At 40.4% G+C, this 25,751-nt stretch carries 28 protein-coding genes; 11 read left to right on the top strand and 17 right to left on the bottom strand.

The genetic code is table 11. The features are described 5' to 3' along the window. Positions 1 to 70: 70 nt before the first annotated feature. Both F0361_RS00800 and F0361_RS00805 read left to right on the top strand, forming a co-directional pair. A complete protein-coding gene (locus tag F0361_RS00800; RefSeq protein ID WP_154916816.1) occupies positions 71 to 631 on the top strand; it encodes a thioredoxin family protein in 561 nt (186 codons plus the stop codon). A 32-nt stretch (positions 632 to 663) separates the two neighbouring features. Then, the gene (locus F0361_RS00805; protein WP_154916817.1) at positions 664 to 1,197 is read left to right on the top strand and encodes a GNAT family N-acetyltransferase; all 534 of its coding nucleotides are present in this window, start codon (positions 664 to 666) and stop codon (positions 1,195 to 1,197) included. 1 nt (position 1,198) lies between these two features. On the opposite strand, the gene F0361_RS00810 is transcribed toward F0361_RS00805, so the two are convergent. Further along, positions 1,199 to 1,735 (bottom strand): YfiT family bacillithiol transferase, encoded by a 537-nt coding sequence (locus F0361_RS00810; protein WP_154916818.1) that lies wholly within the window; start codon positions 1,733 to 1,735, stop codon positions 1,199 to 1,201. A gap of 215 nt (positions 1,736 to 1,950) precedes the next feature. On the opposite strand from F0361_RS00810, the gene F0361_RS00815 reads away from it, so the two are divergent. Then, on the top strand, positions 1,951 to 2,589 hold the full coding sequence (locus tag F0361_RS00815) for a peroxiredoxin (protein ID WP_154916819.1): 639 nt from the start codon (positions 1,951 to 1,953) through the stop codon (positions 2,587 to 2,589). Between the two features lie 127 nt (positions 2,590 to 2,716). Then, a complete protein-coding gene (locus tag F0361_RS00820; protein WP_138257532.1) occupies positions 2,717 to 2,911 on the top strand; it encodes a cold-shock protein in 195 nt (64 codons plus the stop codon). A gap of 460 nt (positions 2,912 to 3,371) precedes the next feature. On the opposite strand, the gene F0361_RS00825 is transcribed toward F0361_RS00820, so the two are convergent. The 3 genes from F0361_RS00825 to F0361_RS00835 form a co-directional block, all read right to left on the bottom strand. Beyond that, a complete protein-coding gene (locus F0361_RS00825) occupies positions 3,372 to 4,304 on the bottom strand; it encodes a peptidylprolyl isomerase (RefSeq protein ID WP_154916820.1) in 933 nt (310 codons plus the stop codon). 75 nt (positions 4,305 to 4,379) lie between these two features. Continuing rightward, positions 4,380 to 5,783, bottom strand: coding sequence for a M28 family peptidase (locus tag F0361_RS00830; protein WP_154916821.1), 1,404 nt, complete (start codon positions 5,781 to 5,783; stop codon positions 4,380 to 4,382). Continuing rightward, positions 5,749 to 6,636 (bottom strand): PPK2 family polyphosphate kinase, encoded by an 888-nt coding sequence (locus F0361_RS00835; protein ID WP_154916822.1) that lies wholly within the window; start codon positions 6,634 to 6,636, stop codon positions 5,749 to 5,751. Before F0361_RS00835 ends, F0361_RS00830 begins: the two co-directional genes overlap by 35 nt. Before the next feature lie 194 nt (positions 6,637 to 6,830). On the opposite strand from F0361_RS00835, the gene F0361_RS00840 reads away from it, so the two are divergent. Beyond that, positions 6,831 to 7,529, top strand: coding sequence for a hypothetical protein (locus F0361_RS00840; RefSeq protein WP_154916823.1), 699 nt, complete (start codon positions 6,831 to 6,833; stop codon positions 7,527 to 7,529). A 160-nt stretch (positions 7,530 to 7,689) separates the two neighbouring features. Here F0361_RS00840 and F0361_RS00845 read toward each other — a convergent pair whose 3' ends face one another. The 10 genes from F0361_RS00845 to F0361_RS00890 form a co-directional block, all read right to left on the bottom strand. Continuing rightward, a complete protein-coding gene (locus F0361_RS00845; RefSeq protein WP_154916824.1) occupies positions 7,690 to 8,853 on the bottom strand; it encodes a sigma-54-dependent transcriptional regulator in 1,164 nt (387 codons plus the stop codon). An 11-nt stretch (positions 8,854 to 8,864) separates the two neighbouring features. Then, positions 8,865 to 9,740, bottom strand: coding sequence for a DUF6268 family outer membrane beta-barrel protein (locus tag F0361_RS00850; protein ID WP_154916825.1), 876 nt, complete (start codon positions 9,738 to 9,740; stop codon positions 8,865 to 8,867). After that, positions 9,737 to 10,663 (bottom strand): mechanosensitive ion channel family protein, encoded by a 927-nt coding sequence (locus F0361_RS00855; RefSeq protein ID WP_154916826.1) that lies wholly within the window; start codon positions 10,661 to 10,663, stop codon positions 9,737 to 9,739. Before F0361_RS00855 ends, F0361_RS00850 begins: the two co-directional genes overlap by 4 nt. 2 nt (positions 10,664 to 10,665) lie before the next feature. Beyond that, complete coding sequence (locus F0361_RS00860; protein ID WP_154916827.1) at positions 10,666 to 12,003, bottom strand: ABC transporter permease; 1,338 nt, start codon at positions 12,001 to 12,003, stop codon at positions 10,666 to 10,668. Beyond that, positions 11,996 to 12,928 carry an ABC transporter ATP-binding protein gene (locus F0361_RS00865; RefSeq protein ID WP_154916828.1) on the bottom strand — a complete coding sequence of 311 codons (933 nt, stop codon included), beginning with the start codon at positions 12,926 to 12,928 and terminating at the stop codon, positions 11,996 to 11,998. Before F0361_RS00865 ends, F0361_RS00860 begins: the two co-directional genes overlap by 8 nt. A 416-nt stretch (positions 12,929 to 13,344) precedes the next feature. Continuing rightward, complete coding sequence (gene dnaJ / locus F0361_RS00870; RefSeq protein ID WP_154916829.1) at positions 13,345 to 14,463, bottom strand: molecular chaperone DnaJ; 1,119 nt, start codon at positions 14,461 to 14,463, stop codon at positions 13,345 to 13,347. A gap of 9 nt (positions 14,464 to 14,472) precedes the next feature. After that, positions 14,473 to 15,045 carry a nucleotide exchange factor GrpE gene (locus tag F0361_RS00875; protein ID WP_154916830.1) on the bottom strand — a complete coding sequence of 191 codons (573 nt, stop codon included), beginning with the start codon at positions 15,043 to 15,045 and terminating at the stop codon, positions 14,473 to 14,475. A gap of 139 nt (positions 15,046 to 15,184) precedes the next feature. Beyond that, the gene (locus F0361_RS00880; RefSeq protein ID WP_154916831.1) at positions 15,185 to 16,147 is read right to left on the bottom strand and encodes a TIGR01777 family oxidoreductase; all 963 of its coding nucleotides are present in this window, start codon (positions 16,145 to 16,147) and stop codon (positions 15,185 to 15,187) included. Between the two features lie 103 nt (positions 16,148 to 16,250). Continuing rightward, entirely contained in the window at positions 16,251 to 16,913 is a 663-nt protein-coding gene (gene mnmD / locus F0361_RS00885) for a tRNA (5-methylaminomethyl-2-thiouridine)(34)-methyltransferase MnmD (RefSeq protein WP_154916832.1), read from the bottom strand. A 2-nt stretch (positions 16,914 to 16,915) separates the two neighbouring features. Continuing rightward, positions 16,916 to 17,398 (bottom strand): DUF4920 domain-containing protein, encoded by a 483-nt coding sequence (locus F0361_RS00890; protein ID WP_154916833.1) that lies wholly within the window; start codon positions 17,396 to 17,398, stop codon positions 16,916 to 16,918. A gap of 108 nt (positions 17,399 to 17,506) precedes the next feature. On the opposite strand from F0361_RS00890, the gene F0361_RS00895 reads away from it, so the two are divergent. Further along, a complete protein-coding gene (locus F0361_RS00895) occupies positions 17,507 to 18,583 on the top strand; it encodes a branched-chain amino acid aminotransferase (protein ID WP_154916834.1) in 1,077 nt (358 codons plus the stop codon). A 25-nt stretch (positions 18,584 to 18,608) separates the two neighbouring features. On the opposite strand, the gene F0361_RS00900 is transcribed toward F0361_RS00895, so the two are convergent. Further along, the gene (locus tag F0361_RS00900; RefSeq protein WP_154916835.1) at positions 18,609 to 18,995 is read right to left on the bottom strand and encodes a pyrophosphohydrolase domain-containing protein; all 387 of its coding nucleotides are present in this window, start codon (positions 18,993 to 18,995) and stop codon (positions 18,609 to 18,611) included. A gap of 575 nt (positions 18,996 to 19,570) precedes the next feature. Between F0361_RS00900 and F0361_RS00910 the strand changes: the two genes are divergently transcribed. The 5 genes from F0361_RS00910 to F0361_RS00930 all read left to right on the top strand — a co-directional run bounded on the left by F0361_RS00910 (position 19,571) and on the right by F0361_RS00930 (position 23,405). Next, entirely contained in the window at positions 19,571 to 19,750 is a 180-nt protein-coding gene (locus F0361_RS00910; RefSeq protein ID WP_154916837.1) for a hypothetical protein, read from the top strand. A 223-nt stretch (positions 19,751 to 19,973) separates the two neighbouring features. Continuing rightward, positions 19,974 to 20,345 (top strand): fluoride efflux transporter CrcB, encoded by a 372-nt coding sequence (crcB, locus tag F0361_RS00915; protein ID WP_138257513.1) that lies wholly within the window; start codon positions 19,974 to 19,976, stop codon positions 20,343 to 20,345. Between the two features lie 292 nt (positions 20,346 to 20,637). Next, positions 20,638 to 20,976 (top strand): P-II family nitrogen regulator, encoded by a 339-nt coding sequence (locus F0361_RS00920; protein ID WP_125220969.1) that lies wholly within the window; start codon positions 20,638 to 20,640, stop codon positions 20,974 to 20,976. Between the two features lie 27 nt (positions 20,977 to 21,003). Beyond that, positions 21,004 to 22,242 (top strand): ammonium transporter, encoded by a 1,239-nt coding sequence (locus tag F0361_RS00925; RefSeq protein WP_138257512.1) that lies wholly within the window; start codon positions 21,004 to 21,006, stop codon positions 22,240 to 22,242. Positions 22,243 to 22,358: 116 nt separating this feature from the next. Further along, positions 22,359 to 23,405 carry an outer membrane beta-barrel protein gene (locus F0361_RS00930; protein ID WP_154916838.1) on the top strand — a complete coding sequence of 349 codons (1,047 nt, stop codon included), beginning with the start codon at positions 22,359 to 22,361 and terminating at the stop codon, positions 23,403 to 23,405. 65 nt (positions 23,406 to 23,470) lie between these two features. Here the strand turns inward: F0361_RS00930 and F0361_RS00935 are convergent, their stop codons facing one another. Further along, positions 23,471 to 24,124: a DUF1684 domain-containing protein gene (locus F0361_RS00935; RefSeq protein WP_154916839.1), complete on the bottom strand. Its 654-nt coding sequence runs from the start codon at positions 24,122 to 24,124 to the stop codon at positions 23,471 to 23,473. 170 nt (positions 24,125 to 24,294) lie between these two features. Then, on the bottom strand, positions 24,295 to 25,710 hold the full coding sequence (locus F0361_RS00940) for an alpha/beta hydrolase (protein ID WP_154916840.1): 1,416 nt from the start codon (positions 25,708 to 25,710) through the stop codon (positions 24,295 to 24,297). Positions 25,711 to 25,751 lie beyond the last annotated feature (41 nt).

Genomic DNA, 25,751 nt, shown 5'->3' on the forward strand with positions numbered 1-25,751 from the left:
CTATAAGTTACCAATAGATTATGCCATTCGCAACATTTTAAGATTTTATAACTTTGAAAAAAAGTTTGTCATGGCCAGAACACCAAGTAATATGTTGGAATTGGGCACCAAAGCCCCTGGATTTAGTCTTTTGGATACAGTATCGGGAGAAACGAAAAGCCTTGAACAACTGAAAGGTGAAAAAGGAACCGTAATCATGTTCATCTGTAACCATTGTCCATTTGTAATCCATGTAAATCCAAAAATAACAGAGATTGCCAAAGACTATCAAAGAAAAGGAATCGGGTTTATCGCCATTTCCAGCAATGATATTGAAAATTATCCGCAGGATGCGCCGGATCTTATGACGGTAAGGGCCAAGGAAGAAGGCTATCCTTTTCCCTATTTGTACGATGAAACACAAGATGTCGCCAAATCCTTTGACGCTGCCTGTACGCCCGATTTTTATTTGTTCGATCAGGATTTATCACTGGTATATAGAGGACAATTGGACGATTCCAGGCCAGAGAATGGCGTTCCTCTTACTGGAAAAGACTTATCTAATGCTATGGATGCTGTCCTGAACGGAACCAAAGTGGACGTACTCCAAAAACCCAGTATTGGATGTAATATTAAATGGAAGGCGAACTGATTGTCCCATTTTTGTGGCTCCATTAAATCCGTATGCAAAAAACAAATAGCCTTAAGTTTGTTGAGCTGGTCCCTGATCTCTACCAAACGTATATCCAAATTGGTACGCGGGCCTATAACCAACATTACCGACATTTATGGCCAAACGGGGACACATCAACCTATATTCAATATAGTTTCACCAAACAGGTGTTGGACAAAGAGGAATTGGATACGAATACCCAATTATACCTGATTCAGTTGGAAGACACTTATGTAGGTATTTTAAAAATTACCTTTGATAAAAAAATGATGACCTATATAGAATCCGATGCGCTTTATTTGGATAAAATCTATATTCTTAAGGAGTATTCGGGCAAAGGTATAGGCGCTAAATGCATTCAATTTATCGTTGGAATCGCCAAAAAACTTTCTAAAAAAGCCATATTCCTGGAATCCATGCAAAAAGGCCCAGCACTTTCGTTTTACCTTGCCAATAATTTCACCATTGTCTCCAATAGCCAAGTACCCTTTGAGAATGTGATTGAAGAGGAAAAACCCATGTACGTTTTAATGAAAGGTATCTAAATTACCATCCCTTTCTAACTATCAAATTCTGGATATGGGCTAAATGATGGTTTCCATGCCAGGCATACTTTCCGATATTCTGGGCAACGGTGACTTTAACGTTGCCATCAGGATGAAGGTAAAAACTCTCGTATTGGGCTTCATCCAATCCTTTTAAGAGATAAACCAGTTTGGCGTGCAAGGCGTCCAAATAGCTCAGGGAAAGTGATACCGGAGCTGTTTTGGCATCGAACAGATTGCTCCAGGATTTTTCTTCGTAGGCCTTTATTAAAGGTGCGTCTTCGGATAGCGCCCATTTAAATCGGGTGTAGCTATGGTGATGGCTATCGGCGATATGATGGACCAATTGTCTTACTGTCCACCCTTGGGGCCTATAGGACGTATCCAACTGCTCCTCATGTAAGGGAATCACCAAGGCCCGGAGCTTTTGGGGTAGAATTTCCAGTTCCTTGATCCAAGAATCCCTAAGTTCCTTGGAAATGGTTTCAGGACAAGTAAAATGTCCTATAGGATAGCGCAGTTCTTCTAAGTTTTCCATGACATAAATGTAGAAAACATAAACGCAGACCAAATAAAAATTCTCAAAAAATGTAGTTCTGATTTGAACGCCCTTCCCACGCCTTCTTTGTAAAAGGAGGCAGTAAATTTTCCATCTATCTCGTACAACAAAAATTTAATAGAGTTTTAACCATAAATCCCTACTCAACCATTATTAATCTAGTAATTTTATAGAGTAATTAAAAATGATATAAAATGGCAGCAATACGTTTAGGTGACAAAGCACCTGATTTTACAGCAGATAGTTCCATGGGAACTATAAACCTTTATGACTATTTAGGGGATAGTTGGGGAATCCTTTTTTCACATCCTGCAGATTTTACACCTGTATGTACCACTGAATTGGGTACTGCAGCAAATTTTAAACCTGAGTTCGATAAACGCAACGTAAAAATGCTAGCGTTAAGTGTGGATGGGGCCGCTTCCCATAACGAGTGGATCAAGGATATAAACGAGGTTCAAAATACAACGGTCAATTTTCCGATTATAGCGGACGAGGACAAAAAAGTTTCAACACTCTATGATATGATACACCCTAATGCCGACAATAATCTAACAGTACGGTCCGTATTTATTATAGCTCCGGACAAGACCGTTAAACTTACCTTGACCTATCCGGCATCAACGGGAAGAAATTTTTATGAATTGTTGCGAGTCGTCGACTCTTTACAACTTACAGCCTACCATAAAGTAGCAACACCTGCCAATTGGGAACATGGGAATGACGTGGTGGTGAGTCCGGCAATTCCTACCGAAGAGGCCAAAGGAATGTTCGCCAAAGGGGTGGAAGAAATCAAACCCTACCTAAGGATGACTCCAGACCCAACGACATAATTATCCTAAATTATGTGACCTTGACTTAGAAGTTAAAAAAAGATAATGATAAGATAACTTGGTAAAAAGCTATCTGATAAATAATTAAACGCTATCTTCGCGCTTTAATTAAATTAATTTTTCTATTATGAGTAAAGGAACAGTAAAATTCTTCAACGATTCCAAAGGTTATGGTTTCATCACTGAAGATGGTTCAAACACAGATCATTTTGTACACATTTCTGGCTTAATCGATGAAGTTCGTGAAGGTGATGTTGTAGAATTTGAACTACAACAAGGTAAAAAAGGATTGAATGCCGTTAATGTGAAAGTTATTGACTAGGTTACAAATTATCTTTTTTATAGTTCTAAAAAGCCCGAACCATTTGTTCGGGCTTTTATTTTTTTTGATATAAACACGCAACCATTCTACATTTTTGAGTCTATAGATAAAGCATCTCAGTTTCCCCACTTTAAAAACTGACCTATGAATACTTTTCTTGGAGTTCTTCTCGTTTTGATTTTTGTAAATATTGCCATGTTGGCAACTAGCCTGCGAAGGAAAAAAAATTAAAATTCCCTGATTTTTACGTAGGGTTTTGAAATCGCAAATTGTTATTCAATTGATAATGAATACTATTTGTTGAACTTTTGACCCCTAATTTTAAATGAAAACATTTCTGGCAATAATATTTCTTTTAATATTGATCAATGCTATTTTGCTGATATCAAATTATCTAAGGACAAAATAAGAACACCCCGGAGGTTCCGAGGTGTTTTTTGTTTTTAGTCCGATTTTTAATTTATCCGACCTTCATCAACTCCACATCAAAAATCAAGGTTGCATCCGGAGGTATGACCCCCCCTGCACCGGCACTTCCATAGGCCAAGTCCGATGGTATAACAAAACGAGCCTTGTCACCAACACGCAGTAAGCCGATACCTTCATCCCAACCTGGGATTACCTGACCTACTCCCAATTGAAAATCTATGGGCGAATTTCTCTTGTACGATGAATCGAACACTTGCCCGTCTACCAAAGCCCCTTCATAATGTACGGATACCTTCTTCCCTTTTTCAGCCTTTGGCCCGTCTCCATTTTGTATCAACTTGTACCTCAAACCGGAGTCGGTTTCATCAAAGCCAGCGGCAATTTTGTCCAATGCAGCCTTTTGGGCGGCTTTTGCAGCTGCCAGACGCTCCACTTTTGTAGTTTCAAATTTTTCAAATGCCTCCACGGCATTCCATGCCTTTGCCTTTTCTCCTACTCTTACAATCTCCACGGAATCCATGGTATCCCCTTGTGAAATGGCATCCACTACTTCCTGTCCACTGGCAACATAACCAAAAACGGTATGTTTGCCATCCAACCACGGCGTTGGAACATGTGTTATAAAGAATTGGCTGCCATTGGTGCCGGGTCCGGCATTGGCCATGGAAAGTACTCCTGGGCCACTATGTTTCAATTCTGGATGGAACTCGTCATCGAACTTATATCCGGCATCACCGGTTCCGGTTCCCAAAGGGCACCCACCCTGAATCATAAAATCTGGGATTACCCTATGGAATTTTAAACCATCATAGTAAGGTTCGCCCAAATCTTTCACCTTGTTTTTCTTCTTACCTTCGGCCAAGGCTACAAAATTCCCTACGGTACCGGGTGTTTTGTCATAGGTCAACTTTACCAATATTTCACCTTTTGTGGTATTGAATTTTGCGTATAATCCGTCTTCCATTTTACTAGTTTTTAATGAGGTGCAAAGGTAGTTAAAAGTATATATTGGAGCCTAGGTCCCTAATCCAACTTTCCATTAGGGATTGAGACCATGGGTATCAACGAGATAAACCAAACTTGCCATGGTGGCGGCACCAAGCTCCAGTTCCCGTTTGTTGACTTGTTCAAACGTATCGTTTTCCGCGTGGTGGTAATCGAAATATCGTTGGGAATCGGGTCTAAGGCCTGCAAGTGTTATTCGTTCATTTTTCAAGGGGCCAATATCCGCCCCGCTTCCGCCCTTTTCAAACAAATGGACCAAATAGGGCTCAAAGAGGTCCTTCCAGCCCATGATTTTTTCAAAACTGGAGTCGGGACCATCAAAGGAAAAGCCCCTTGGGGTAAATCCTCCGGCATCGCTCTCCAAACCAAAAATGTGATTTTCGTTCTTTTCCATCGCTACCTTTGCATATTCGTTTCCTCCACGTAGGCCATTTTCCTCGTTCATGAACAGCACGACACGGATTGTCCGTTTTGGTTTATACCCTATCTGCTTAAATAGCTGAAGAACTTCCATGCTTTGTACGCAACCGGCGCCGTCGTCGTGCGAACCGTCGCCCAAATCCCAAGAATCCAAATGTCCCCCTACCACAATAATTTCATCCGGATGGGTGCTTCCTTTTATTTCACCTATGACATTGTAGGACTCCACATCTGGGAACAGTTTACAGTTCTGTTTGAAGAAAAATTTGGTCTTGGGGTCCAATTGTAACGTGGCGCTCAACAATTCGGCCGCATTCGTACTAATGGCGGCCGCTGGTATTCTTTTGTCCTCAGGCAAATCGCCATAGCTCATGGAGCCTGTATGAGGGTAATCATCCAATCTAAGGTTCATGGATCTGACTATAATACCTATTGCCCCATATTTAGCTGCTTCCATGGCGCCCGCATAGCGTTGGTCCACACACCCGGAATACGCTGCAAAGGTGTTTATCAATGTGGGATCCATGGGACGATTATAAAAAACGATCTTGCCTTTGATCTTAGACGCTCCCAAAACCGCCAATTCTTCAAGGCCCTTTACTTCAACAATTTCCGACTTAACGCCACTTGGCGGGGTTGCCACCGATCCGCCCAGTGCGGTAAGGGGAACGTTCGTTGTAACCCCCGGAGACGTTTCAAAATAGGCGAACTCCGGTATTCCCCGCACCCATTTTGGCACCATGACAGGCTGTAACCAAACCCTGTCCAATCCCATTGAATCCAGTTCTTGCTTTGTATAATTGACAGCCTGTTGGGCCTGGATGGAACCGGACAGCCGCCCACCGATTTGATTGGAAAGATAATTCAGCCAATCGTAGGATTTCCCCTTGGTCAAAGCGGCATCGTAGATGTTTTTTAATTGTTGTTGGTCCGAATTTTGTGACCATCCAATCTGTACAAAAAATAGGCAAAGAACACCTAACTTAATTGTTCCTTTCACTGCGAAGTTGGTTTTCATAATCGTCTAAATTAGCCATTATTTCAGCTTCCAGTGTGGGCTCCTTGATATCTTTGTATTTTTTTAACCTTTCCAGCAAAATACTGGCTACGATCACCCTAGCGGCCTTTTTGCTGTCCGCAGGTATCGTATACCAAGGTGCGTGCTCTTTAGTGGTATTGTTTATGGCCTCTTCGTAACAATATTGGTACTTGTCCCATAATTTACGTTCCTTAAGGTCCCCCGGGGAAAACTTCCAATGTTTCTCTCTAAGTGCCAATCTTCGCAACAATCGCTGACGCTGTTCCTCTTTGGAGAGGTGTAAAAAGAACTTGAAGATGATTGTGCCGTTTTCGTGTAGATGGCGTTCAAAATTATTAATCTGCTCAAACCTTTTGTCCCAAAACTTTTGGTCGATATCATCAACATTGTGGATACCAGGAATACGTTCATTGAGTATATATTCCGGATGGACCCTGGTAACAAGTACATTTTCATAATGTGTCCTATTGAATACCCCGAATTTTCCTTTGGCCGGCAATACCAAATAATGTCGCCATAAATAATTATGATCCAACTCCAATTCTGTGGGAACCTTAAAACTATGTACCTGTACGCCCCTTACATTGAAATCCTTGAACACTTCCCTTACCAAACTATCCTTTCCAGCGGTGTCCATTCCTTGAAGACAAATAAGGACACTATATTTGTTATGGGCATAAAGGATGTCCTGAAATTCGCCCAATTCCCTCCTGACCTTACTAAGATCTTTTTTTAATTGCTTATCGGTTTTTCCAAAGTCCTCAAAACTGGGAACTTTTGAAATTTGGATACTTTCATGTACCCTGTATTTTTCAGTATTTATATAATCCATGCCGAAATATAGAATATTAATCGGTGAAGTGGGAATCGGTTTTAAAAAAAATGCCTGTTCTACCTAAAAACTGAACCAATGGACTATTGAACGAACAACTTAGCTCTCCTATCGAAAAAATAATGCTTTTGACAGCCTCCCGATGTACCTTTAACTTTGTAAAAGTCCCAAATTTTACGACCAAACTTAATCGAATGAACAAAACCTACACAATCCTCATACTTGTAGTATGCTTTATTTCCTTTAATTCCTTTGGTAATCTTAGGGAATGTGAATATGCCGGAGCCAATATCGAATTTGCCAAAACGCAAACGGAAAAGGCATTGGAAATCTCAGATATAAATCTTGTAAAGTACCATGTTTATAAGGCCATAAGTGCCATTCAAAAAACCGATAAAAAACTATCCAACTGTGGTTGCGAACACGCCCAAAAAGATTTGGCGAAAGGTGTTGAAAACCTAAAACTGGCAACAAAACAAGAAGAACTGTTCAAAGCCAAGGATCTACTATTAGTGTCTTTAGAGAGCATCATGAAAGGATTGAATGCCCTTTCAGAACATGAGTACCATATAGAACAAAAGCGGGAAACCTTGGCAAAGACACAATCCCAAAATTCTCAGGACAACCAGATCAATGCAGATACGGAACAGTCCATTAGTCCTATTTATAAGGAAATTGACCAGTCCCTGGAAAAATACCGAAAATCGATTAATACTGTAGTGGAAACGGTCAACTGCAAGGAGGCCAGTAGTTTTGCGCAAAACATCATCGAGCAATGTGAAAACCAGTTATTGATGGAAAACCTGACCGAAGGTAAAAAGTACTATTACCTTAGAACTAAGGAAATTACTGTAAATGCTTTGGAGAAGCTTCGCGATTGCTATGGAAGGTAAAACCTTCCATTACCTAAAAACTTGGATTTCGCACTGCTGTGAAACCTAAATTTATGTGAAAACAACCCAATAAGATACTTAATATTGGCAAAATAGGAGCTCCAAACACTAAAAAACCGAACACAAAAAGTAGCGTAATCCGTGATTCGAACTAGTTGGATTATTTACTGGCAAAAAGTTTCACATCTTCTTCCGAAACTTCGGCACCCCCCAGAATAATTAGCCTTTCTACAACGTTCCGTAGTTCACGGATATTTCCGGTCCAATCATAGGCCTTTAGAAGTTCGATGGCTTTTTTGGAAAAAGTCTTGGGCGACATACCTTGCTCGTCCGTAATTTTTTGAGAAAAATGCTCAATCAACAAGGGAATATCCTCCCTTCTATCATTTAGGCTAGGCACTTTGATTAAAATAACCGCTAGCCTGTGGTAAAGGTCCTCCCGAAACTTTCCTTCCTCAATTTCCTTTTGTAGATTTTTGTTGGTGGCCGCCAGGACCCTTACGTCCACTTTGATATCCTTATCCGTTCCTACCCTAGAAATCTTATTTTCCTGCAAGACCCTAAGAACCTTTGCCTGTGCGGAAAGGCTCATGTCCCCAATTTCATCAAGAAATATGGTTCCTTTGTTCGCAGCCTCGAATTTCCCCGCCCGATCCTTTACGGCAGAGGTAAATGCCCCTTTAACATGGCCAAAAAGTTCGCTCTCTATCAATTCAGATGGGATAGCGGCACAGTTCACCTCAATAAACGGCGCCTTGCTCCTGCTACTTTTTTCGTGTAGCCAGTGTGCCACAAGTTCCTTGCCCGTTCCATTGGAGCCGGTAATAAGCACGCGTGCATCGGTCGGGGCCACTTTTTCTATTATTTCCTTAATAGCGGAAATCTCTTGGCTCTCCCCTACCATCTCATAGTTTTTGCTGACTTTTTTCTTTAGAATCTTATTTTCGGCAACCAAATCCTTTCTATCCAAGGCATTTCTAACGGTGGTCAACAATCTGTTTAAATCGGGGGGTTTTGAAATATAATCGAAGGCCCCTAGGCGCATCGTATTCACGGCCGTATCCAAATCCCCATGACCGGAAATCATTATAAATGGAATTTCTGGTTTTATTTTTCGGGCGGCCTCCAGGACTTCAACACCGTCCATTTTTGGCATCTTAATGTCGCAAAGTACTAGGTCGTAGTCATTGTTTTTAATGGTTTCCAATCCTTTTAAACCGTCTTCGGCCTCCTCTACCATATAACTATCACTTTCTTCGGAGAGTATTTTTACCAATACCCTTCTAATGGCCGCTTCATCTTCAATCACTAAAATCCTTGACATACTACTAATTTTTAAATTCCTATTCTAAATCCGGTCCTAAAATACAATCCGGCATCATCGTTCAGCGTAAAAATATCCTTTCTATCGCTATCCCTAAGGGCTCCATTTTGAAAAAGTGAATACCCTCCAACCAAGTAAACGGACATATCCTTGGTTATCTTATACTGGTAACCCAATGTCAATAATAGTGCCGTATAGGAAACGTCCGTAGACAAAATATTATTTGATAACAGAATATTGTTCTGGATATTCACATAATAGCCATCAACGAACAGTTCTGTCTGAAAAAAATGGCCCTTGGGCGTAAAATATTTCATACCCGTTTTTGGCACTCCCAAAACATAGGACCAACTGGGGTGAAAACGTTTCTCATAATATAATACAGGCAAAGGTATCTGCACTGGCGAGTTGGAATTATAGGAAACCCCCAAAACCAAACGGAACGGTTTTTCTATATTTTTTTTATCCTGATAGGCCCCTATCGTATAGTTTATGTTGAAATCGTCCTCCTGCAGCTCTTCCACAAAATTGGAGGACCACCTGGGGGTGACCACACCAACCATGCGCCATTCTTCCGATACTTTGTAGACATAGGCGAAATTCAAATCAAAGACATGTAGTTTTCTTAAGTCCCCGGCATTTGGAAATAGGGTGTCCGGCACTTCAAAATTATACCGATTGTACTCGCTTCCCAAAACGATAAAATCCTTTTTATTTCGTACCGGAATTGGAACGTTCGCCAATAATTTGACCCTGGCCGTCTCCACACCGCCGCTGTTCTCCGGCATTAGCATATACTCCGCCCGAAATACATCTGGTGTCTGACTCCAAAATGTCAAATGTACCATGATTCCTAAAAATAGGGCCCACTTATTTTTGCCCATCATTCCTTACTATCTGGTTGGACATTACTATGTTGAAAAGGGGTTTGCTGAAAAATATGTACATCCCTTTGAGGAAAGGGTATGGTCACGTTATTCTTTCTAAATGCCGCATCTATTTTGTAGCGCAATTCACTTTTTGTCCGTGGATCTGAAAAACTATCGCTGATGAAAAAGTTAAGGGAAAAAAGCAAGGCTGAATCCCCAAAATCCTCAAAAATAACGAAGGGTTTAGGACTTTTAAGTACACCTCTTTGCTCCTTTACCAGGCCCTCCAAAATACTAGTGACCAATTGGACATCGCTACCGTAGGCAACGCCAACTTTTACACTTTCCCTTGTCGTCTTGTGGTTTTGGGTATAGTTGAAAACGATATCACTAATAAAATGGTGGTTGGGAATGATGATGATTTTATCGTCCCTTGTAATGGCCCTAGTGGTTCGCAGTTTTATCTCAAAAACCTTACCTACTTTTCCATCCACCTCTATAATATCACCTACCCTAAGCGATTTATCCACAATAATAAAAATTCCCCCAATGATATCCTGAAAGAGTTCTTGCAAAGCAAGTCCCAAACCAACAAACAAGGCTGCAGAGGCTGTTATAAGTATGGTAATGTCTATTCCTGCGGCGCTCATGGTAAACAATATCACCACGATATAAACGACATACTTTATAAATTTGAAAATACTGATAAACTTCAGCTTATCATCGGTCTCCATTTTTCTGGTGAAAAACTTACGGACCCATTGCAATACAAAACTGGTAACCAAAAATGCTACTGTCAACAATAGCAGTAGACCAACAGTAACCTGAATTGATTTATCCCCGGAGGTATAATGAAACCCAAGGTCCAGAAATTCCTTTATGGAACCCCAGATATCCTCTTCAATAATCTCCTTAATTTTTTCTTTTTCCTCTTGGGCCATTATCAATATTTAAGCCATTTAAGCAATTCTTTATAACTGGGCCTTTTTCCGTACATAAGGATTCCTACCCTGTATATTTTGGCGGCCAGCCAAACGATACCAATAAAGGTAAATATTAATATCAAAATGGACGATACCAACTGCCAAATGGGAACCCCTCCTTCCCCGATGCCTCCCGGCAGCCGCATTAACATGACTATGGGCGAAGTCAGCGGAAATAACGAAAAACCAACGGCAATGGGTCCATGAGGATTACTAAAAACCGAAAAGAAGCCGACATAAATAGCCAACATCAAAGGCAGGATTATTGGAAAAATAAACTGTTGGGTATCGGTTTCATTGTCCACCGCGGCTCCTATGGCCGCATAAATGGAACTATAGATCAAATAACCCAAAATAAAATAAATCAGAAAAAAGAAGACCAAAAGAACCCAGGGTATGTCCATAATCTCTTGGGCGTATAATATCATATCAGAATCTGCGGAGGCCATGATGGGATTTTGGGCAGCGCCCATTCCAGGTCCCGACCCGCCACTGGAAAGATCGGCCGGGTCAATATTAAATATGGCCATGGACACTATCAACAAAACACCCCCTGATACAATCCAAATACCAAATTGTGTTATACCCGCCAAAGAGGTCCCAATAATTTTGCCGAGCATCAACTGAAATGGTTTTACCGAAGAAATGATAACCTCAATAATCCGACTCGTCTTCTCCTCTATGACACTGCGCATAACAAAGCCACCGTAGATTATAATGAATATCATAATCAAATAACCAAAACCCCCACCAATTATAGCCTTTATCTCGTTGATCCCCTTTAGGTTGTGTTCCCCATCAAAGGTTGAGATGTTCAGTTCATACGTACTGTCCATTTCCGCATATTCACTGGCCGAAATACCAAATTCCCTTAGTCTTTCCTGTTTGAGGCGCTCCTTGAAAATACGCTCCAATCGCTCTAGGGTGTTGGTGCTAGGTGCATCCTTACTGTAAAAAAACGAACGCTGGCTCACTTTTTCCAGGTCGGATTCATTAGGCAGATACACCAATCCATAATACCCCATGTTCAAGGTGGAGTCCTTTGCCTCCTGCAAAGTGATATCCCTAAACTTTACAAAGGATGTACTTTCCGAGGTTATAAACTCATTGGCAAAAAAATCGCTTTCGTTCAGTACCGCGATTATTCTTTTTTCGTTGTCATTGAGCTTTGTAAGATATGCGATAAGTACGATCATTCCCACCATTAAAAAAGGGCTCAGGAACGTCATGATCACAAAGGACTTGTTCCTAACCTTTGCGAAGTATTCCCTTTTTATTATCAATGAAAGCTTACTCATCTATAACACCTTGTTTTGCTACGGTTCTAATGAATATCTCGTTAGCGGACGGAATCGTTTCCGTGAAACTTTTTATGGTACCCTGTGTTCCTAAAAAATTCAACAACTCATTGGAGGTTCCGTTTACCAGTTGTACCGAAAAATCCAGTTGCCCTTGCGAGGTAGCCGAATCCAATATGGTAAAACTATTTTTCAATTGGTCCAATAATCCATATGGAGCATTTGTATCGACTGCCACTTTGAAAATATTCTTTTTGAACGCCTGTTTGATATCGGATAATTTACCGTCCAAAATTTTCTCTGATCTATGGATCAGCGCAATATGTTCACATAGTTCCTCAACGGATTCCATTCTATGGGTGGAAAAAATAATCGATGTCCCGTTTTCCTTCAACTGAAGGATTTCGTCCTTTATAATATTGGCGTTTATGGGGTCGAATCCGCTAAAGGGTTCATCAAAAATTAATAGTTTGGGCTCATGGAGTACGGTTACTATAAACTGTATCTTTTGTGCCATTCCTTTGGAAAGTTCCTGGATTTTCTTGTTCCACCAGTTGCCAATATCCAGCCTGTCAAACCAATATTTTAACCGCTGTTTTGCGTCGTTTTTGGACAACCCTTTTAGCTGGGCCAAATACAGCGCCTGCTCCCCTACTTTCATGCTCTTATAGAGCCCACGCTCCTCCGGCAAATATCCTATTTGGGCAATATGTTCGCTTCTTAATGGTTCTCCCTCAAATAATACCTCACCCTGGTCTGGATAGGTAATCTGATTGATAATGCGTATCAAGGTAGTCTTGCCTGCCCCATTGGGACCCAGCAGGCCATAAATACTGTTTTTGGGAATTTCTATGGAAACATTTTGCAAAGCAGTATGGTCGCCATACCTTTTGGAGACCTTATTTGCGACCAAAATATGATTCATGCAAGCAATTTGTTCAAAGATATTGAATTGTTTTCATGTGGTACCAAATGATGGATTTTTAATACTTGTATTGGGGCTACACTGTTTATATCCATGAAAAAATCAAATGTTCTTCCATGCCAAATCATGTTTTCCTTTTAAAAAATATTCATTGATTTTATTTTTTGGGATGGCTTGCACAATGACCATTAGTCTATATCTCACAACTGTTCTCTAGACTATTTACAGTCATTTTCCCCTACTTATATTTCTGAAAATTTTCTGTAACCAGCACTTCAAATAGCCCTAAAAACAAAACCCACCCTCAATAGAATCAAGGATGGGAAAAAAATTGCTATGAAAAAGAAAATTAATATTGGTCTCCCAATATTGTTTCAAATATACGTTTTTTATTTAAACACCAAATATTTTGACGATTAAGAGAACATATCCTTGACTTTTTCAAAGAACGACTTGTCTGATTTTTCAGGTTTCGGTTCAAAGTTCTCATTGCCCTGCATACTTTCAAAAAACTCCCGCTGCTCCTTGTTCAATTCCTTTGGGGTCCAAACGTTCACGTGTACCAAAAGGTCTCCACTACCATAACCATTGAGACTTGATATACCCTTTCCACGCAATCTTAGGATTTTTCCGGACTGTATTCCCGGTTCCAATTTAATCCGTACTTTACCGCCAACGGCATCTATTTCCTTGGAAGTACCTAAAATGGCATCCGCTATACTAATATAAAGGTCGTGATGCAGATTATCGCCTTCCCGCTTCAGGGTCTCGTGCTCCTGTGTTTCAATGGCCACTAATAAATCCCCGGGAATACCGTTTCCTGGTGCGTCATTTCCTTTCCCCGGAACCTTTAGTTGCATTCCTTCTTCCACACCGGCCGGAATATTTATGGATACGGTCTCTTCAGATATTTTCAATCCCTGTGCATCCGCATCTCCTGGTTTTCCATCCAAAATCTGTCCACTTCCACCACAGTTACTACAGGTAGCGGCCGTCTGCATCCTTCCCAATATGGTATTTTGGATTTTTGTGACCTGTCCGCGACCATTACAGGTGGAACATGTTTTATAGGTGACGCCTTCAGCTTGTACCTTTCTTCTGACCTTGACTTTCTTCTCTACACCATTTGCTACTTCCTCCAAGGTAAGCTTAACCCGTATACGTAGGTTACTGCCTTTCACCCTTCGCTGGCCACCACCACCAAAACCGCTAAAGCCGCTAAAGCCGCCACCACCAAAGGCACTGCCAAAAATATCTCCAAATTGGCTGAAGATGTCGTCCATGTTCATACCGCCACCTCCAAAGCCACCGCCTTCAAAGGCCGCGTGACCAAATTGGTCGTATTTAGCCTTTTTATTGAGGTCGCTCAATACCTCATAGGCTTCGGCCGACTTCTTGAACATCTCCTCCGCCTTGGCATCCCCAGGATTTTTATCAGGATGGTATTGCAGTGCCTTTTTCCGGTACGCCTTTTTAATTTCAGCAGCGGAGGCACTTTTGCTCACACCAAGTATATCGTAATAATCTTCCTTCATACTATTCAATTAGTTTCCAACAACAACTTTTGGATGCCGTATAATTCTATCGCCCAGCTTAAAGCCTTTTTCAATAACATCGATGATTTTTCCCTTCATGGCCTCTTCAGGTGCCGGTATTTGGGTAATGGCCTCATGAATTTCTGCATCAAAAGTATCGCCCACGGCAACTTCAACTTCCTGCAGACCTTTGGATTTCAAGGTTTCCCTGAACTTTACCTTTATAAGTTCCACGCCCTTGAACATTTCCGTATCTTCAGATTTTGAAAGCTCCTTCAAGGCCCTGTCAAAATCATCCATCACAGGCAAAAGTGAAACGATTACTTCCTGTCCTGCCGTTTTAAAGAGCTCCATTCGTTCTTTTGAAGTTCTTCTCTTATAATTCTCGAATTCAGCAAAAAGCCTCAAAAACTTGTCCTTTTCCTTTCCCAGTTCCTCTTTTAGACGATCTTCTTCGGTCATTTCCACTGTCTCTTCGGATACTTCCTCTGACTGAACCTCCTTATTTTCCATTTCTTGCTCCAGCACTTGCTCTTGGGACTGATCGTCTTCTATATGTTCGGTCTTATTTTTCTTGCTCATGTTCAATTCTTGTTTAATCTCTGGATTTGAGTCGGCAAAAGTACTGCCAAATCTTTAAAAATGTCAAAATGTCACCAAACTTTATAAAAAAATCCGCCAAAAGCGGATTTGAATTTTATGTATGGTTGCAGTATGCCGTTTATGACGCATATTCTTTGGATATATCATTGGATATCTTGGAGTTGGACTCCTTTTCCCCATAGATATTTTCCAATGCGGAACATATATTCTGATATTCGAAAATAAACCCTTCTTCCTCTATTTTTTTACTACTCACCCGTTGACTCGCAAAAAGAATATAACTCATCTCGCCAAGCATGGCCTTCATCACAAATTCAGGTATGTTGGGTAAAAACAAAGGCCGATTCAAAACTTGGGCAATCTCCTTTACCAATCGAGTGTTCGTAACCGGATTTGGTGATACCCCATTAAAAGTTCCTTCCAATTCATTTTCCATGGCAAAGAGAAAAATTCTTCCCAAGTCCGATAGGTGAATCCAAGATTGCCATTGTTGTCCGGTACCAAAGGCAGCACCCACATAATATTTGACCGGTTTCGCCATTTGGGGCAAGGCGCCCCCTTTAACTGACAACACCAAACCTATCCTGACCTTAGAAACCAGCAAGCCTAGATTTTTAAATTCATTGGCCTTTTCTTCCCAGGCAGCTACGACTTCCCCAAGAAAACTATCGTCTACTAGAGGCTCGCTTTCCTCATAATAATTGGAGAGTGAATTTGGATAAATACCTATGGCAGAAGCCGTTATCAACGCGGATATGCTATGATCCGGAAGTTTTTCGAGTGCCTTGTACAGCGTGGCAAGGGAATCTATCCGGCTGTTGAGAATTATTTTTTTGTAACTAGGAGTCCATCTTTTAGAAATGCTCGCACCGGCCAAATTAATGATGGCCGATACGCCGTTAAAACATCGAATATCGATTTCACCGTTGCCGGGATTCCAATAAAAACCTTTCAGGTTGGAAGCAGATTCCATTTTGTCCTTGCTTGTGGTCAAGTAGTGTACATCATAACTTTTGGCATGACATTGAGATACCAATTCCGTTCCAACCAATCCTGTCGCTCCTGTTATTAATACCTTCATATTTCAAAGATATTGTTTTCCCCAAAGGCCGATGGTCGCTTTAATTTCGATTTAACAAAGAAGGTTGGTTTTTAAGACAAATTAACTGTACGACCTCTCCTAATCACAACTTTCTCGCCCTAAGCATTTCCCTTTTTCCCGGAGGTCCTGGAAGACGCTCCACCTGAAAACCTACTTCCTGCATGGCTCGTCTAACGCTGCCTTTTGCAGCATAGGTTACTAGTACACCCTTATTTTTAAGGGCTCTGAACATTTTTTGAAAAATTTCCACTGTCCAAAGTTCTGGTTGAACCCGAGCCCCAAAGGCATCAAAATAGATCAAATCGAATTCTGCGGAATTTTGGATTTCCTTAAAATCCTTTTGGGATTTCAGCAGCGAAAAATTAGGCGTTATAAAAGTGTTCTCTTCCCAAGTACAACTGTGCAATTTTTCAAATTCCTTCCTGTGTTCCATTGCCGCCAGCTCCTCTACATAATTCAATTGACCGATTTCGGTTTTCAAAACAGGATAGGCCTCCACTCCCGTATAACGCACCCTTAGTTCTCTATTGGGAGCTTCAAGGAGCGTGATAAAAGCATTGAGTCCCGTCCCGAAGCCTATTTCCAAAATTGAAAGCCCTTGGTTTTCAAATAATTCCAGACCGTTCTTTATAAAGACATGATACGCCTCCTGTATGGCCCCATGCTTGGAATGATACTGTTCGTTCCAATCCTTTATTTGGATGGTCTTTGAACCATCGCCCGTTACAACAATTTCCCTTTCCAATACTAGTTTTTGATAAGTACACCACTGGCCTCAAATCCATAGGTTTTTTTGGGCGTAGTAATCTTGGAGAGTTCCTCTTCGTTGGCACCGGCATCCTTTGCATAGTGTTTTTGGTCTTCCACGCTCATTTCTTCTACAAACGCAAGTCCATCGACTACAACATTCTTTCCGGCGATATGCCTTGGCACAAAAAAACCATAATCCTTAAATCGTACCATGGCCTCGTTCCCATTGGAAAGCTCAACCTTCATCCAACAACCCTTTGCCTGGCACACTTCCTTTACCTTCCCCACAAACTTGGTAGTCAGCGTATCATTGGCACTTAACCCGTTATAAAGCGACATCATTTCATTGGAGGTTCCCACGTTCGTTTCATCGACCCACGCCCCAAAAACGTTCGCCTTATCTGATTTTGATGTTTTTTCCTGAGCAAAGACGCAAAAACCCATCAATAAAAACACAAGCAAAATGTTAAAACCTTTCATAATGTTTAAAAATTAATATCCTGCTGCAAAACTGCTCATTTTTAGGCTAAAAAAGAAGTTGCCATGCGGATATTTGATTAATTTTAACCTACTAAAGCATATTTTGGAATGAGCGTAGAAACTAAAAACGTAACTATTAGTATTGAGAAGGCAAAGATCTCTAAAATAGACCAAGTCGATTTTGACAATTTAAAGTTCGGGTCCGTATACACTGATCATATGTTGGTATGTGATTACAGGAACGGGGCTTGGCAGGCACCTAAAATCATGCCCTATCAATCCATTGCATTGGACCCCTCGGCAAAGGTGTTCCACTATGGACAGGCAATTTTTGAAGGTATGAAAGCATATAAGGATGACAAGGGCGATATATTTCTTTTTAGACCCTTGGAGAACCAAAAACGGCTTAACATTTCGGCGAAACGGCTTGCCATACCAGAATTGCCCGAAGATATTTTCATGGAAGGCCTGACCACTTTGTTACAGCTGGATAGCGACTTCATTCCAACCCAGGAAGGTTCGTCCCTTTATATAAGGCCATTTATGTTCGCATCGGGTAGCGGGTTTCATGCCTCTCCTGCGGATGAATATAAATTCATCATTGCCTGCGCTCCCTCGGGATCGTACTTTTCCGGAAAAGTTAAGGTATTGATAGAACAGACCTATTCACGTTCCGCCAATGGTGGCGTGGGATTTGCCAAGGCCGGAGGAAATTACGCGGGACAGTTCTACCCTACCCAATTGGCCATTGAAAAAGGGTACAATCAGGTTATTTGGACGGACGATACGGAACACGAGTTTATTGAGGAGGCCGGAGCCATGAACATTTTTGTTCGCATTAACGACACCTTGATAACGGGGCCAACGAGCGATAGAATCTTGGACGGCATCACCAGAAAAAGTATTTTGGAAATTGCTAAGGATCACAATATTCCCACCGAAGTACGGAAAATTACCGTTACCGAAGTGGTCAATGCTGCCAAGGACGGCTCCTTGAAGGAAATGTTCGGGGCGGGTACGGCCGCCGTAATTTCACCCATAGCCGCCTTTGGCTACAAAGGAACGGATTATGACCTTCCGGAACTGGAAAACAGTTATGCCACCAAATTGAAAAAATTGATTACGGACATACAGTACAATAAATCCGAAGACAAATATGGATGGCGCTACAAAGTCAACATCTAACAAAAAAGGGCTCAAAAGCCCTTTTTTATTTGTCCAGAATTGAGGCGATGTCCGGTTTAAAATAGTTGGGACCTTTTAGCACCTTACCGTCTTCCCGGTAAATAGGTTTACCGTCCTCCCCCAGCTTGCTCATGTTACTGCGCTGGATTTCGTTAAATACCTCCTCAATCTTGTGCTGCATTCCATGTTCCAAAATGGTTCCGCAAAGAATATACAGCATGTCCCCAAGGGCATCGGCCACCTCGACAAGGTCATTGTTTGTGGCGGCTTCCAAATATTCCTTATTCTCCTCGTCCATTAAGTTGAAACGGAGTTGGTTTTTTGTTTGGCCCAAATTGGCACGCATTTCTTGAGAGACACCCAGTCCAAAAGACTCATGGAACAATTGTACGGCGTTGATCTTACTTTTCATGTGTTTATTTTAATTGTTTTTCAACCATCAAACTTCGGCTTTTATCAGTACTGGCATGGAAGATCCTTGTAACTATTCCGATGTGTTCCAGAAAACGGTCACGGATGTTCCATCGGTCGATATTTTATTTTAGGAGAATCTGCCCAAATTTATCAAATTCAAAGGTTTTCCATTTATTGGGTTTATCACCCGAAAACATTTTCACCAAGTTTAATGGCCACTGATCAGAGTTCTTGAGTTTTACTTTAGTTTTGCCTAAAAATAGAAATTATGTTTAGCACGGGACAAATTGTATTTGCAGCTCTTTTTGCAGTTACATTCTTTATAATTATCATACTGATGTACAAGAAGGACCTAAAACTGCATCAAAAAAATTACAAAGGTGTAAAATGGGTGGGAATATTCTTTATAATATTCATAATTATACTTTTCTGTATTAAGTATTTACTTAAGAATTAACGTAAATTTTACGTACACCACAAAAATTAACGTTTTGACAACAAAAGCCCTGATTTTCACGTTTTATATACCAAATAACGTAATTTTGCGTTATTCATCTATAAGGGGCAAACATTATGATGACATTCTTTACAATTTTGGTGGTACTTATAGGACTCAATGTGGCCATGGTCATAGCCAGCTTGCAAAATGCAAGTAAAAAGTCGAAAAGACCTACAAGAATGGTTTCAGAAGACAACCAATCCGTAATCTATCCAATTGACCTAATTACTTCTAACTACAAAAAAGCGGTTTAGTTTTATTTTTTGTAGGTATGAACAATGAAACATCCACATTTTGACTCCAATCAAGATTTTCATTGTCGAATCACCCTTTCTTTAACAAAGTCAGGCAATACTGATAGGTCATTTGAACCAAACCGTATTACTTTGATTTTCATGTAGGGATTCGTCTTGGTAATTCAAGCACATCAGGCAAGAAAATGCTTTATTTTCCAACTTTTGCATTATTTTTAACTGCATGAAACAGTTTTTACTGATATTTCTAGGCGGTGGTTTTGGTAGCTTTCTTCGCTATATAATTTCCAAATCTTTAAATGTATATTATCCCAATTTTTACCTAGGGACCTTTTTAGTGAATATTCTCGGTTGCTTTATAATAGGTATACTGATTGGCATATCCGTAAAGAACAATTTCCTTTCCGAAAGTCATATGTTATTATTGGCGACCGGCTTTTGTGGTGGCTTTACAACATTTTCCACCTTTGCCCTCGAAAGCCATATACTGTTAAAGGAACATTCCATTTTTTATATGTCGGCCTATCTAGCCTTGAGCATACTAATAGGTATATTAGCCGTAGCGGCAGGCCTTTATGTCTGCAAACTGTTATAATTGTAACGGTATCCCCAATTATTCTAAAATCTCAACATTTTTTTGACATTTTAATTGTTTTTCAAACAATTCAAGTCAAAAAGAGCTGATTTTCTGCATTATTTTCAATTTACACCTATTCACAGCAAATTTTGACGGGCAAATTGACAAAATATCACCTCGCAAATATATATACCTATAATTTTTAGGGGGGTTATTTATTATAAACATAAAAATAGGACCATTACCCCTTCAAATTATAGGGTGTTAATAATTTTAACATACATTTGGTCCATCTAAAACAATCAGTACAATGAAAAAAATCGAGGCAATTATCAGAAAATCCAAGTTTGATGAAGTCAAAGAGGCTTTACATCAAATTGAGGTCAATTTCTTTAGTTACTGGGATGTAACGGGAGTTGGTAATGAAAAACAAGGGCATGTATATCGTGGTATTTCCTATAGCACCACAGATATACAAAGGAGATATCTAACCATTGTAGTATCCGATGAATTTGCGCAAAAAACAGTGAACACTATATTGGAAACAGCTTACTCAGGCAATGTTGGGGATGGTAAAATCTTTGTCTCCGATGTCATCGAAGCCTACAGAATCAGGACAAAGGAAAGCGGTCAAGCGGGTATCAACTAAAAAAACAACTAACTAAAACTTAAAAAAATGGACGCAGGATTATTTACAGCGAATAACGTATGGATGATGTTGGCCACCGCATTGGTGTTCTTCATGCATACAGGTTTTGCCTTTTTGGAAATAGGTCTAACCAGACAAAAAAACACAATCAATATTTTATTCAAGAATATATTTATCATTACCGGAGGGTTGCTATTGTATTATGCCTTTGGTTTTAATTTAATGTATCCCGGTTTTGAGGATGGGGATGCAGGATTCCTAAAATTTGCAGGATTTGGAATTGCCGCCCCGGAAGGTGGTATGACCCCTGATTATGCGGATGGTGGATACACTTGGTGGACGGATTTTCTTTTTCAAGGCATGTTTGCTGCCACAGCTGCTACAATCGTATCCGGAGCCGTTGCCGAACGTATCAAAATTGGTTCCTTCATGATTTTTACGATTGTTTATGTAGGTTTGGTTTACCCCATCGTAGGTGCTTGGAAATGGGGTGGCGGATTCTTGGATTCCTGGGGATTCTATGACTTTGCAGGATCTACTTTGGTCCATTCCGTAGGTGGATGGGCAGCCTTGGTAGCGGTTACCCTATTGGGTGCACGAATAGGAAAATTTGGCAAGGATGGCAAACCGAACGCAATTCCAGGTCACAACATACCAATGGCAACAGCGGGTGTATTGATCCTTTGGTTAGGATGGTTTGGTTTCAACGGTGGATCCGTACTTTCAGCAGACCCTGAATTGACTTCCTTGGTTTTGGTAACGACAAGTTTGGCTGCCGCTGCCGGTGGTTTTGGCGCCATGATTACTTCAACCATCCTCTACAAAAACTTGGACCTTACCATGTTCCTTAATGGTATTCTAGGCGGTTTGGTAGGCATTACGGCCGGTGCCGATTTAATGTCGCCCAATGAGGCCGTAATCATTGGGGTACTTGCCGGAATCCTAATAGTTTTTGGTGTTGCCTTGATCGATAAATTAAAATTGGATGACCCCGTTGGCGCTATTGCAGTACACTTGATCTGTGGTATTTGGGGAACCTTGGCCGTGGGTATTTTTGGAAGCAAGGCAGGAATCGATCAGTTATTGACACAATTATATGGCGTATTGATCATAGGAGCCTTCTGTGTAGTATCTGCAGGTATCATTCTTGGAGTGCTTAAAACTACACTTGGCCTTAGGGTTTCAAGGGATGAAGAATTGGAAGGTCTGGATATCCATGAGCATGGAATGGATGCTTATGCCGACTTTAGAATGAACCAGCACTAATAATTCTGAACAAAAAACGGAGCGTTCTGCCAAACGCTCCGTTACATAACCTTTTCACATTTATTTACAAGTAATCACTTAAAAAATAATCCCAGAGGGATTGAAAATTTAAACATATGAAACAGATTATAAATACAAAATTCGTAAAAAATATCTTTTTGTCAACATTAGCGCTGTTTTCAGCAGTTACCTTAACGGCACAGGAAGAGGAAAGTGGTTCAAAATTCACTTTGAGCGGTTCTATTGATGCATATTACAGAACTACTTTTAAAGATGGTGGTGATGCAACAACTGCTACACCAACATCTTTTGCGAACCAAACTGGATTTGCTTTGGGTATGGCCAATTTAATTGGGACCTATGACATGGGAAAAACGGGTGTCGTCGTGGACTTGGTATTTGGACCTAGAGGTACAGAGGCCACTTTCAATAATGATGTTTTAAATGGAATCATAAACCAAGCTTATGCTTATTGGAATGTTTCTGATAAAACTACCTTAACCATTGGTCGTTTCAATACTTGGGTAGGGTATGAAGTTATTGCTCCTGCGGCAAACTTCAATTATAGTGTGTCATACTTGTTCTCAAACGGTCCCTTTTCACACCTTGGTGCTAAGGCTGATTTCGCCTTTTCGGATGATGTAAGTTTAATGCTTGCCATTACCAATCCTTGGGATACCAATGATATAAGTGCTTCAGGTGTTTATGCCGTAGGAGGTCAATTAGGTCTTTATGGTCAGTATATAAATCTTTATTACGATGGTGGTAGTGATGTAGCTGGAGGTCTAGGTTTTGAAATTGACTATACCGGAGGTTTTGATCTTTCCGATAACTTTTTCTTTGGAATCAATGCTGCATATAATGACAATTCACAAACAAATAGCGGGTTCTATGGAGCCGCAATTTATCCACAAGTTACTACCTCGGATAGTTTTGCCATAGGCTTACGAGGTGAATATTTTGCCTATACCCAAGAAGGTTTCGATGATGTTCCTGTTACAGCCCTTACCTTAACCGGAAGTTATAGCAAAGAAAATTTAATAATTAAACCAGAAATTCGTTTGGATAGTTTTGGCAAGGATAACGAACCTTTCTTCGATAGCAATGGAGGTACAACTAACAGCTTATCTTCTTTCGCGCTCGCAGCCATCTATTCATTCTAAGCCAAAAATATTAAGGACTAATTGATTTTTGTTTAAGTTGAGAAACCCGGTGAATACACCGGGTTTTATTTTTTATCAAAATCCTTAACACCCGCCAATATTCTTGTATCCAAATGATTTACCGCAGGAACCAAAGGACAGGAATATTTTTTGTTGTAAACACAATAGGGATTATAGGCTTTATTAAAGTCGATCGTTATCCTATTTCCGTTTGGAATCCTCAAATCCATGTAACGCCCCCCACCATACGTCTCCTCCCCATTGGTTAGATCCGTAAAGGGTAGAAAAAGGTAATCCTCGTATCCTTTCTCTTTTATAAGATCAGCGTTCTGATATACCTCCAATTCAAATGTCTTCCCATGAAGTTCGAATCGGATCTTTGCATAGACCACTTCTTCAGACTGCCTATCGGTAGTGGTGGGCATCATAAAAGGTACTGCATCCGGGGTCCTGATAAAATCGGCCTCGATTACATAATTGGTATCCGGTGCGAAAAAATCAAGTCCATTGAAATCTTTTCGGAACCTATCAGGTAACGGCGACTCCTCAGGATCTCTGAATTCTTCATTCAACTTTTGTTGGTGGGCCAAGATATCGGCAATCTTATCCGTAGGCGCCTTAGCGACCAAATTTGGCTTCTCATCGTGATATTTCTTTGCTTCCTTGCATCCTACCACAACAAAAATGGCCAAAAGAATAAAAACTGTGAATCGATACATCGTTCTATTTTTATACAAAAATACCACATGATTTTTAACGTACTATACCATGCATGGATTTAAGGGGTAAGAACTACAGGACAACTTCAATGTTTAAAAGCCGAAGCGGAAATCCTATAGAATGAAAACTAAACGGTTCGGCATAATACCCATCTTCATCCCAATATTTCTTAGTTTTTTTCAACAGGTCCGTACCGGGCATCCTTTAAATATTTGGCAACAACGGCATTGAACTCCGGTGAAATTCTAAAGAGGGCCGTGTTCTCAAGACCATAAAGCTCCTCCTTATTATTATATCCGGTTTTCAACAATTCCTCCAAATAGAAAATGCCCGTACCGTAGTCCTCAACGAGTGCACTATATGAAATGACCTTTAGGTAATTTTCAGGATTCTTTGGTTCTGTAATGGTTTTTAGCTGGTAGAGAAAGTTCAGTGCCTCCAAATCAACTTGTTTATCGGTGGCTATGATGTTGATGCTATCCGAAATCAATGCATTTAAAAAGCCGCGAAGCCTACTTGCCATACGTCTCTCAAATTCGTTACCGCTTTTATCCATTTTGTCCAACTCCGACATTTGAAAGTTCCACCAACCCAAATTATTATAATTGTAGGTCAAAACATCCTCCTCCAAATAATAGCCATAATCTTCCTTGGTGAGTGTTTCCTTTAAAAAGAAATTCCCTTGGTTACGCTTTTTGCTTCTATAAGTTTTACTCCTTCTAAGTACCTTTTTGGATGTTTTTAGAGAGTCCAAATCCCCAAAAGGATTATAGACCTGTATGGCGTTATCCAATACGTTTTCCGCCAAAAGGGGCTTATCATTTGAAAGAAGTTCATTCGCCCTAATTAAGGAACTTTCAAAATAATCGTTGATCAAACTATCGTTTCTGGGTATAGTCCCTTTTGCCATTTCTGATAAGGTAAACGACCTAAGTGCAAAGGCACTTTCATCAATAGGAGCCCATTGGTGTTCTCCTTCAAAAAATAGCAATAAATTGGGAAATTTAAGGTTGTCCAATATCACTTTACTTTCCAATAGTTCCCTATAATTATAGTCAGATCTGCCAGCAATACCAATAAAGTAAAAAGTATTTTTGCGAGTAAGAACCTCCGTATTCGCAATTGCGGCCCCACATGAAAGAACGCCCTTTATATCTTTAATAAACGTTGGCATCAATGTGGCAAACCTACCTCCATCCCCTATACCTCCTACATATATTCGCTCTTTATGGACCGGAAGCATTTCATATATGGTGTTGATCATTCGGTTCGCGATTAACACATTTTGGGAGAGACTCAGGGAATCCTTTAAATTGTTGGAACCCGCAAGAATGTAACCTTCCCTTTCAGCTGCATTTGTAAACATGGCCATTGTATTCCTACTTTCACCTTTCATATCAAAAAGAAAGAGAACGGGCCATGCACGTGTCATGCTAAAATTTGTAGGCAGGTACAGGGAAAAGTATTCGTTGGGTTCTCCCTTAATCGTTAAACTATCGTTGATGGTTCCTTTGGCAATTTTAACTTCCTGCGAAAAAATAGTCAATGGTAGTACCAATAAAATTAGAGGTAGTATTTTTTTCATCTGTTAATTTCTATTGTTGTTTATAGGTCAGATGCAATTCA

Origin of the sequence: Maribacter flavus (assembly GCF_008386635.1) — a bacterium.
GTDB lineage: Bacteria > Bacteroidota > Bacteroidia > Flavobacteriales > Flavobacteriaceae > Maribacter > Maribacter flavus.

What these genes read in the sequence shown, in the direction of transcription:
- F0361_RS00855 (WP_154916826.1), bottom strand. Translation starts at nt 10,663, where the DNA reads ATGGCCCAAGAGGAAAAAGAAAAAATTAAGGAGATTATTGAAGAGGAT.
- F0361_RS00835 (WP_154916822.1), bottom strand. Translation starts at nt 6,636, where the DNA reads ATGGATTATATAAATACTGAAAAATACAGGGTACATGAAAGTATCCAA.
- F0361_RS00920 (WP_125220969.1), top strand. Translation starts at nt 20,638, where the DNA reads ATGAAAAAAATCGAGGCAATTATCAGAAAATCCAAGTTTGATGAAGTC.
- F0361_RS00935 (WP_154916839.1), bottom strand. Translation starts at nt 24,124, where the DNA reads ATGTATCGATTCACAGTTTTTATTCTTTTGGCCATTTTTGTTGTGGTA.
- F0361_RS00940 (WP_154916840.1), bottom strand. Translation starts at nt 25,710, where the DNA reads ATGAAAAAAATACTACCTCTAATTTTATTGGTACTACCATTGACTATT.
- F0361_RS00840 (WP_154916823.1), top strand. Translation starts at nt 6,831, where the DNA reads ATGAACAAAACCTACACAATCCTCATACTTGTAGTATGCTTTATTTCC.
- crcB (WP_138257513.1), top strand. Translation starts at nt 19,974, where the DNA reads ATGAAACAGTTTTTACTGATATTTCTAGGCGGTGGTTTTGGTAGCTTT.
- F0361_RS00825 (WP_154916820.1), bottom strand. Translation starts at nt 4,304, where the DNA reads ATGGAAGACGGATTATACGCAAAATTCAATACCACAAAAGGTGAAATA.
- F0361_RS00930 (WP_154916838.1), top strand. Translation starts at nt 22,359, where the DNA reads ATGAAACAGATTATAAATACAAAATTCGTAAAAAATATCTTTTTGTCA.
- F0361_RS00850 (WP_154916825.1), bottom strand. Translation starts at nt 9,740, where the DNA reads ATGATGGGCAAAAATAAGTGGGCCCTATTTTTAGGAATCATGGTACAT.
- F0361_RS00910 (WP_154916837.1), top strand. Translation starts at nt 19,571, where the DNA reads ATGATGACATTCTTTACAATTTTGGTGGTACTTATAGGACTCAATGTG.
- F0361_RS00900 (WP_154916835.1), bottom strand. Translation starts at nt 18,995, where the DNA reads ATGAAAAGTAAGATCAACGCCGTACAATTGTTCCATGAGTCTTTTGGA.
- F0361_RS00830 (WP_154916821.1), bottom strand. Translation starts at nt 5,783, where the DNA reads ATGAAAACCAACTTCGCAGTGAAAGGAACAATTAAGTTAGGTGTTCTT.
- dnaJ (WP_154916829.1), bottom strand. Translation starts at nt 14,463, where the DNA reads ATGAAGGAAGATTATTACGATATACTTGGTGTGAGCAAAAGTGCCTCC.
- F0361_RS00805 (WP_154916817.1), top strand. Translation starts at nt 664, where the DNA reads ATGCAAAAAACAAATAGCCTTAAGTTTGTTGAGCTGGTCCCTGATCTC.
- F0361_RS00800 (WP_154916816.1), top strand. Translation starts at nt 71, where the DNA reads ATGGCCAGAACACCAAGTAATATGTTGGAATTGGGCACCAAAGCCCCT.
- F0361_RS00845 (WP_154916824.1), bottom strand. Translation starts at nt 8,853, where the DNA reads ATGTCAAGGATTTTAGTGATTGAAGATGAAGCGGCCATTAGAAGGGTA.
- F0361_RS00815 (WP_154916819.1), top strand. Translation starts at nt 1,951, where the DNA reads ATGGCAGCAATACGTTTAGGTGACAAAGCACCTGATTTTACAGCAGAT.
- F0361_RS00895 (WP_154916834.1), top strand. Translation starts at nt 17,507, where the DNA reads ATGAGCGTAGAAACTAAAAACGTAACTATTAGTATTGAGAAGGCAAAG.
- F0361_RS00810 (WP_154916818.1), bottom strand. Translation starts at nt 1,735, where the DNA reads ATGGAAAACTTAGAAGAACTGCGCTATCCTATAGGACATTTTACTTGT.
- F0361_RS00820 (WP_138257532.1), top strand. Translation starts at nt 2,717, where the DNA reads ATGAGTAAAGGAACAGTAAAATTCTTCAACGATTCCAAAGGTTATGGT.
- F0361_RS00875 (WP_154916830.1), bottom strand. Translation starts at nt 15,045, where the DNA reads ATGAGCAAGAAAAATAAGACCGAACATATAGAAGACGATCAGTCCCAA.
- F0361_RS00925 (WP_138257512.1), top strand. Translation starts at nt 21,004, where the DNA reads ATGGACGCAGGATTATTTACAGCGAATAACGTATGGATGATGTTGGCC.
- F0361_RS00890 (WP_154916833.1), bottom strand. Translation starts at nt 17,398, where the DNA reads ATGAAAGGTTTTAACATTTTGCTTGTGTTTTTATTGATGGGTTTTTGC.
- F0361_RS00865 (WP_154916828.1), bottom strand. Translation starts at nt 12,928, where the DNA reads ATGAATCATATTTTGGTCGCAAATAAGGTCTCCAAAAGGTATGGCGAC.
- F0361_RS00880 (WP_154916831.1), bottom strand. Translation starts at nt 16,147, where the DNA reads ATGAAGGTATTAATAACAGGAGCGACAGGATTGGTTGGAACGGAATTG.
- F0361_RS00860 (WP_154916827.1), bottom strand. Translation starts at nt 12,003, where the DNA reads ATGAGTAAGCTTTCATTGATAATAAAAAGGGAATACTTCGCAAAGGTT.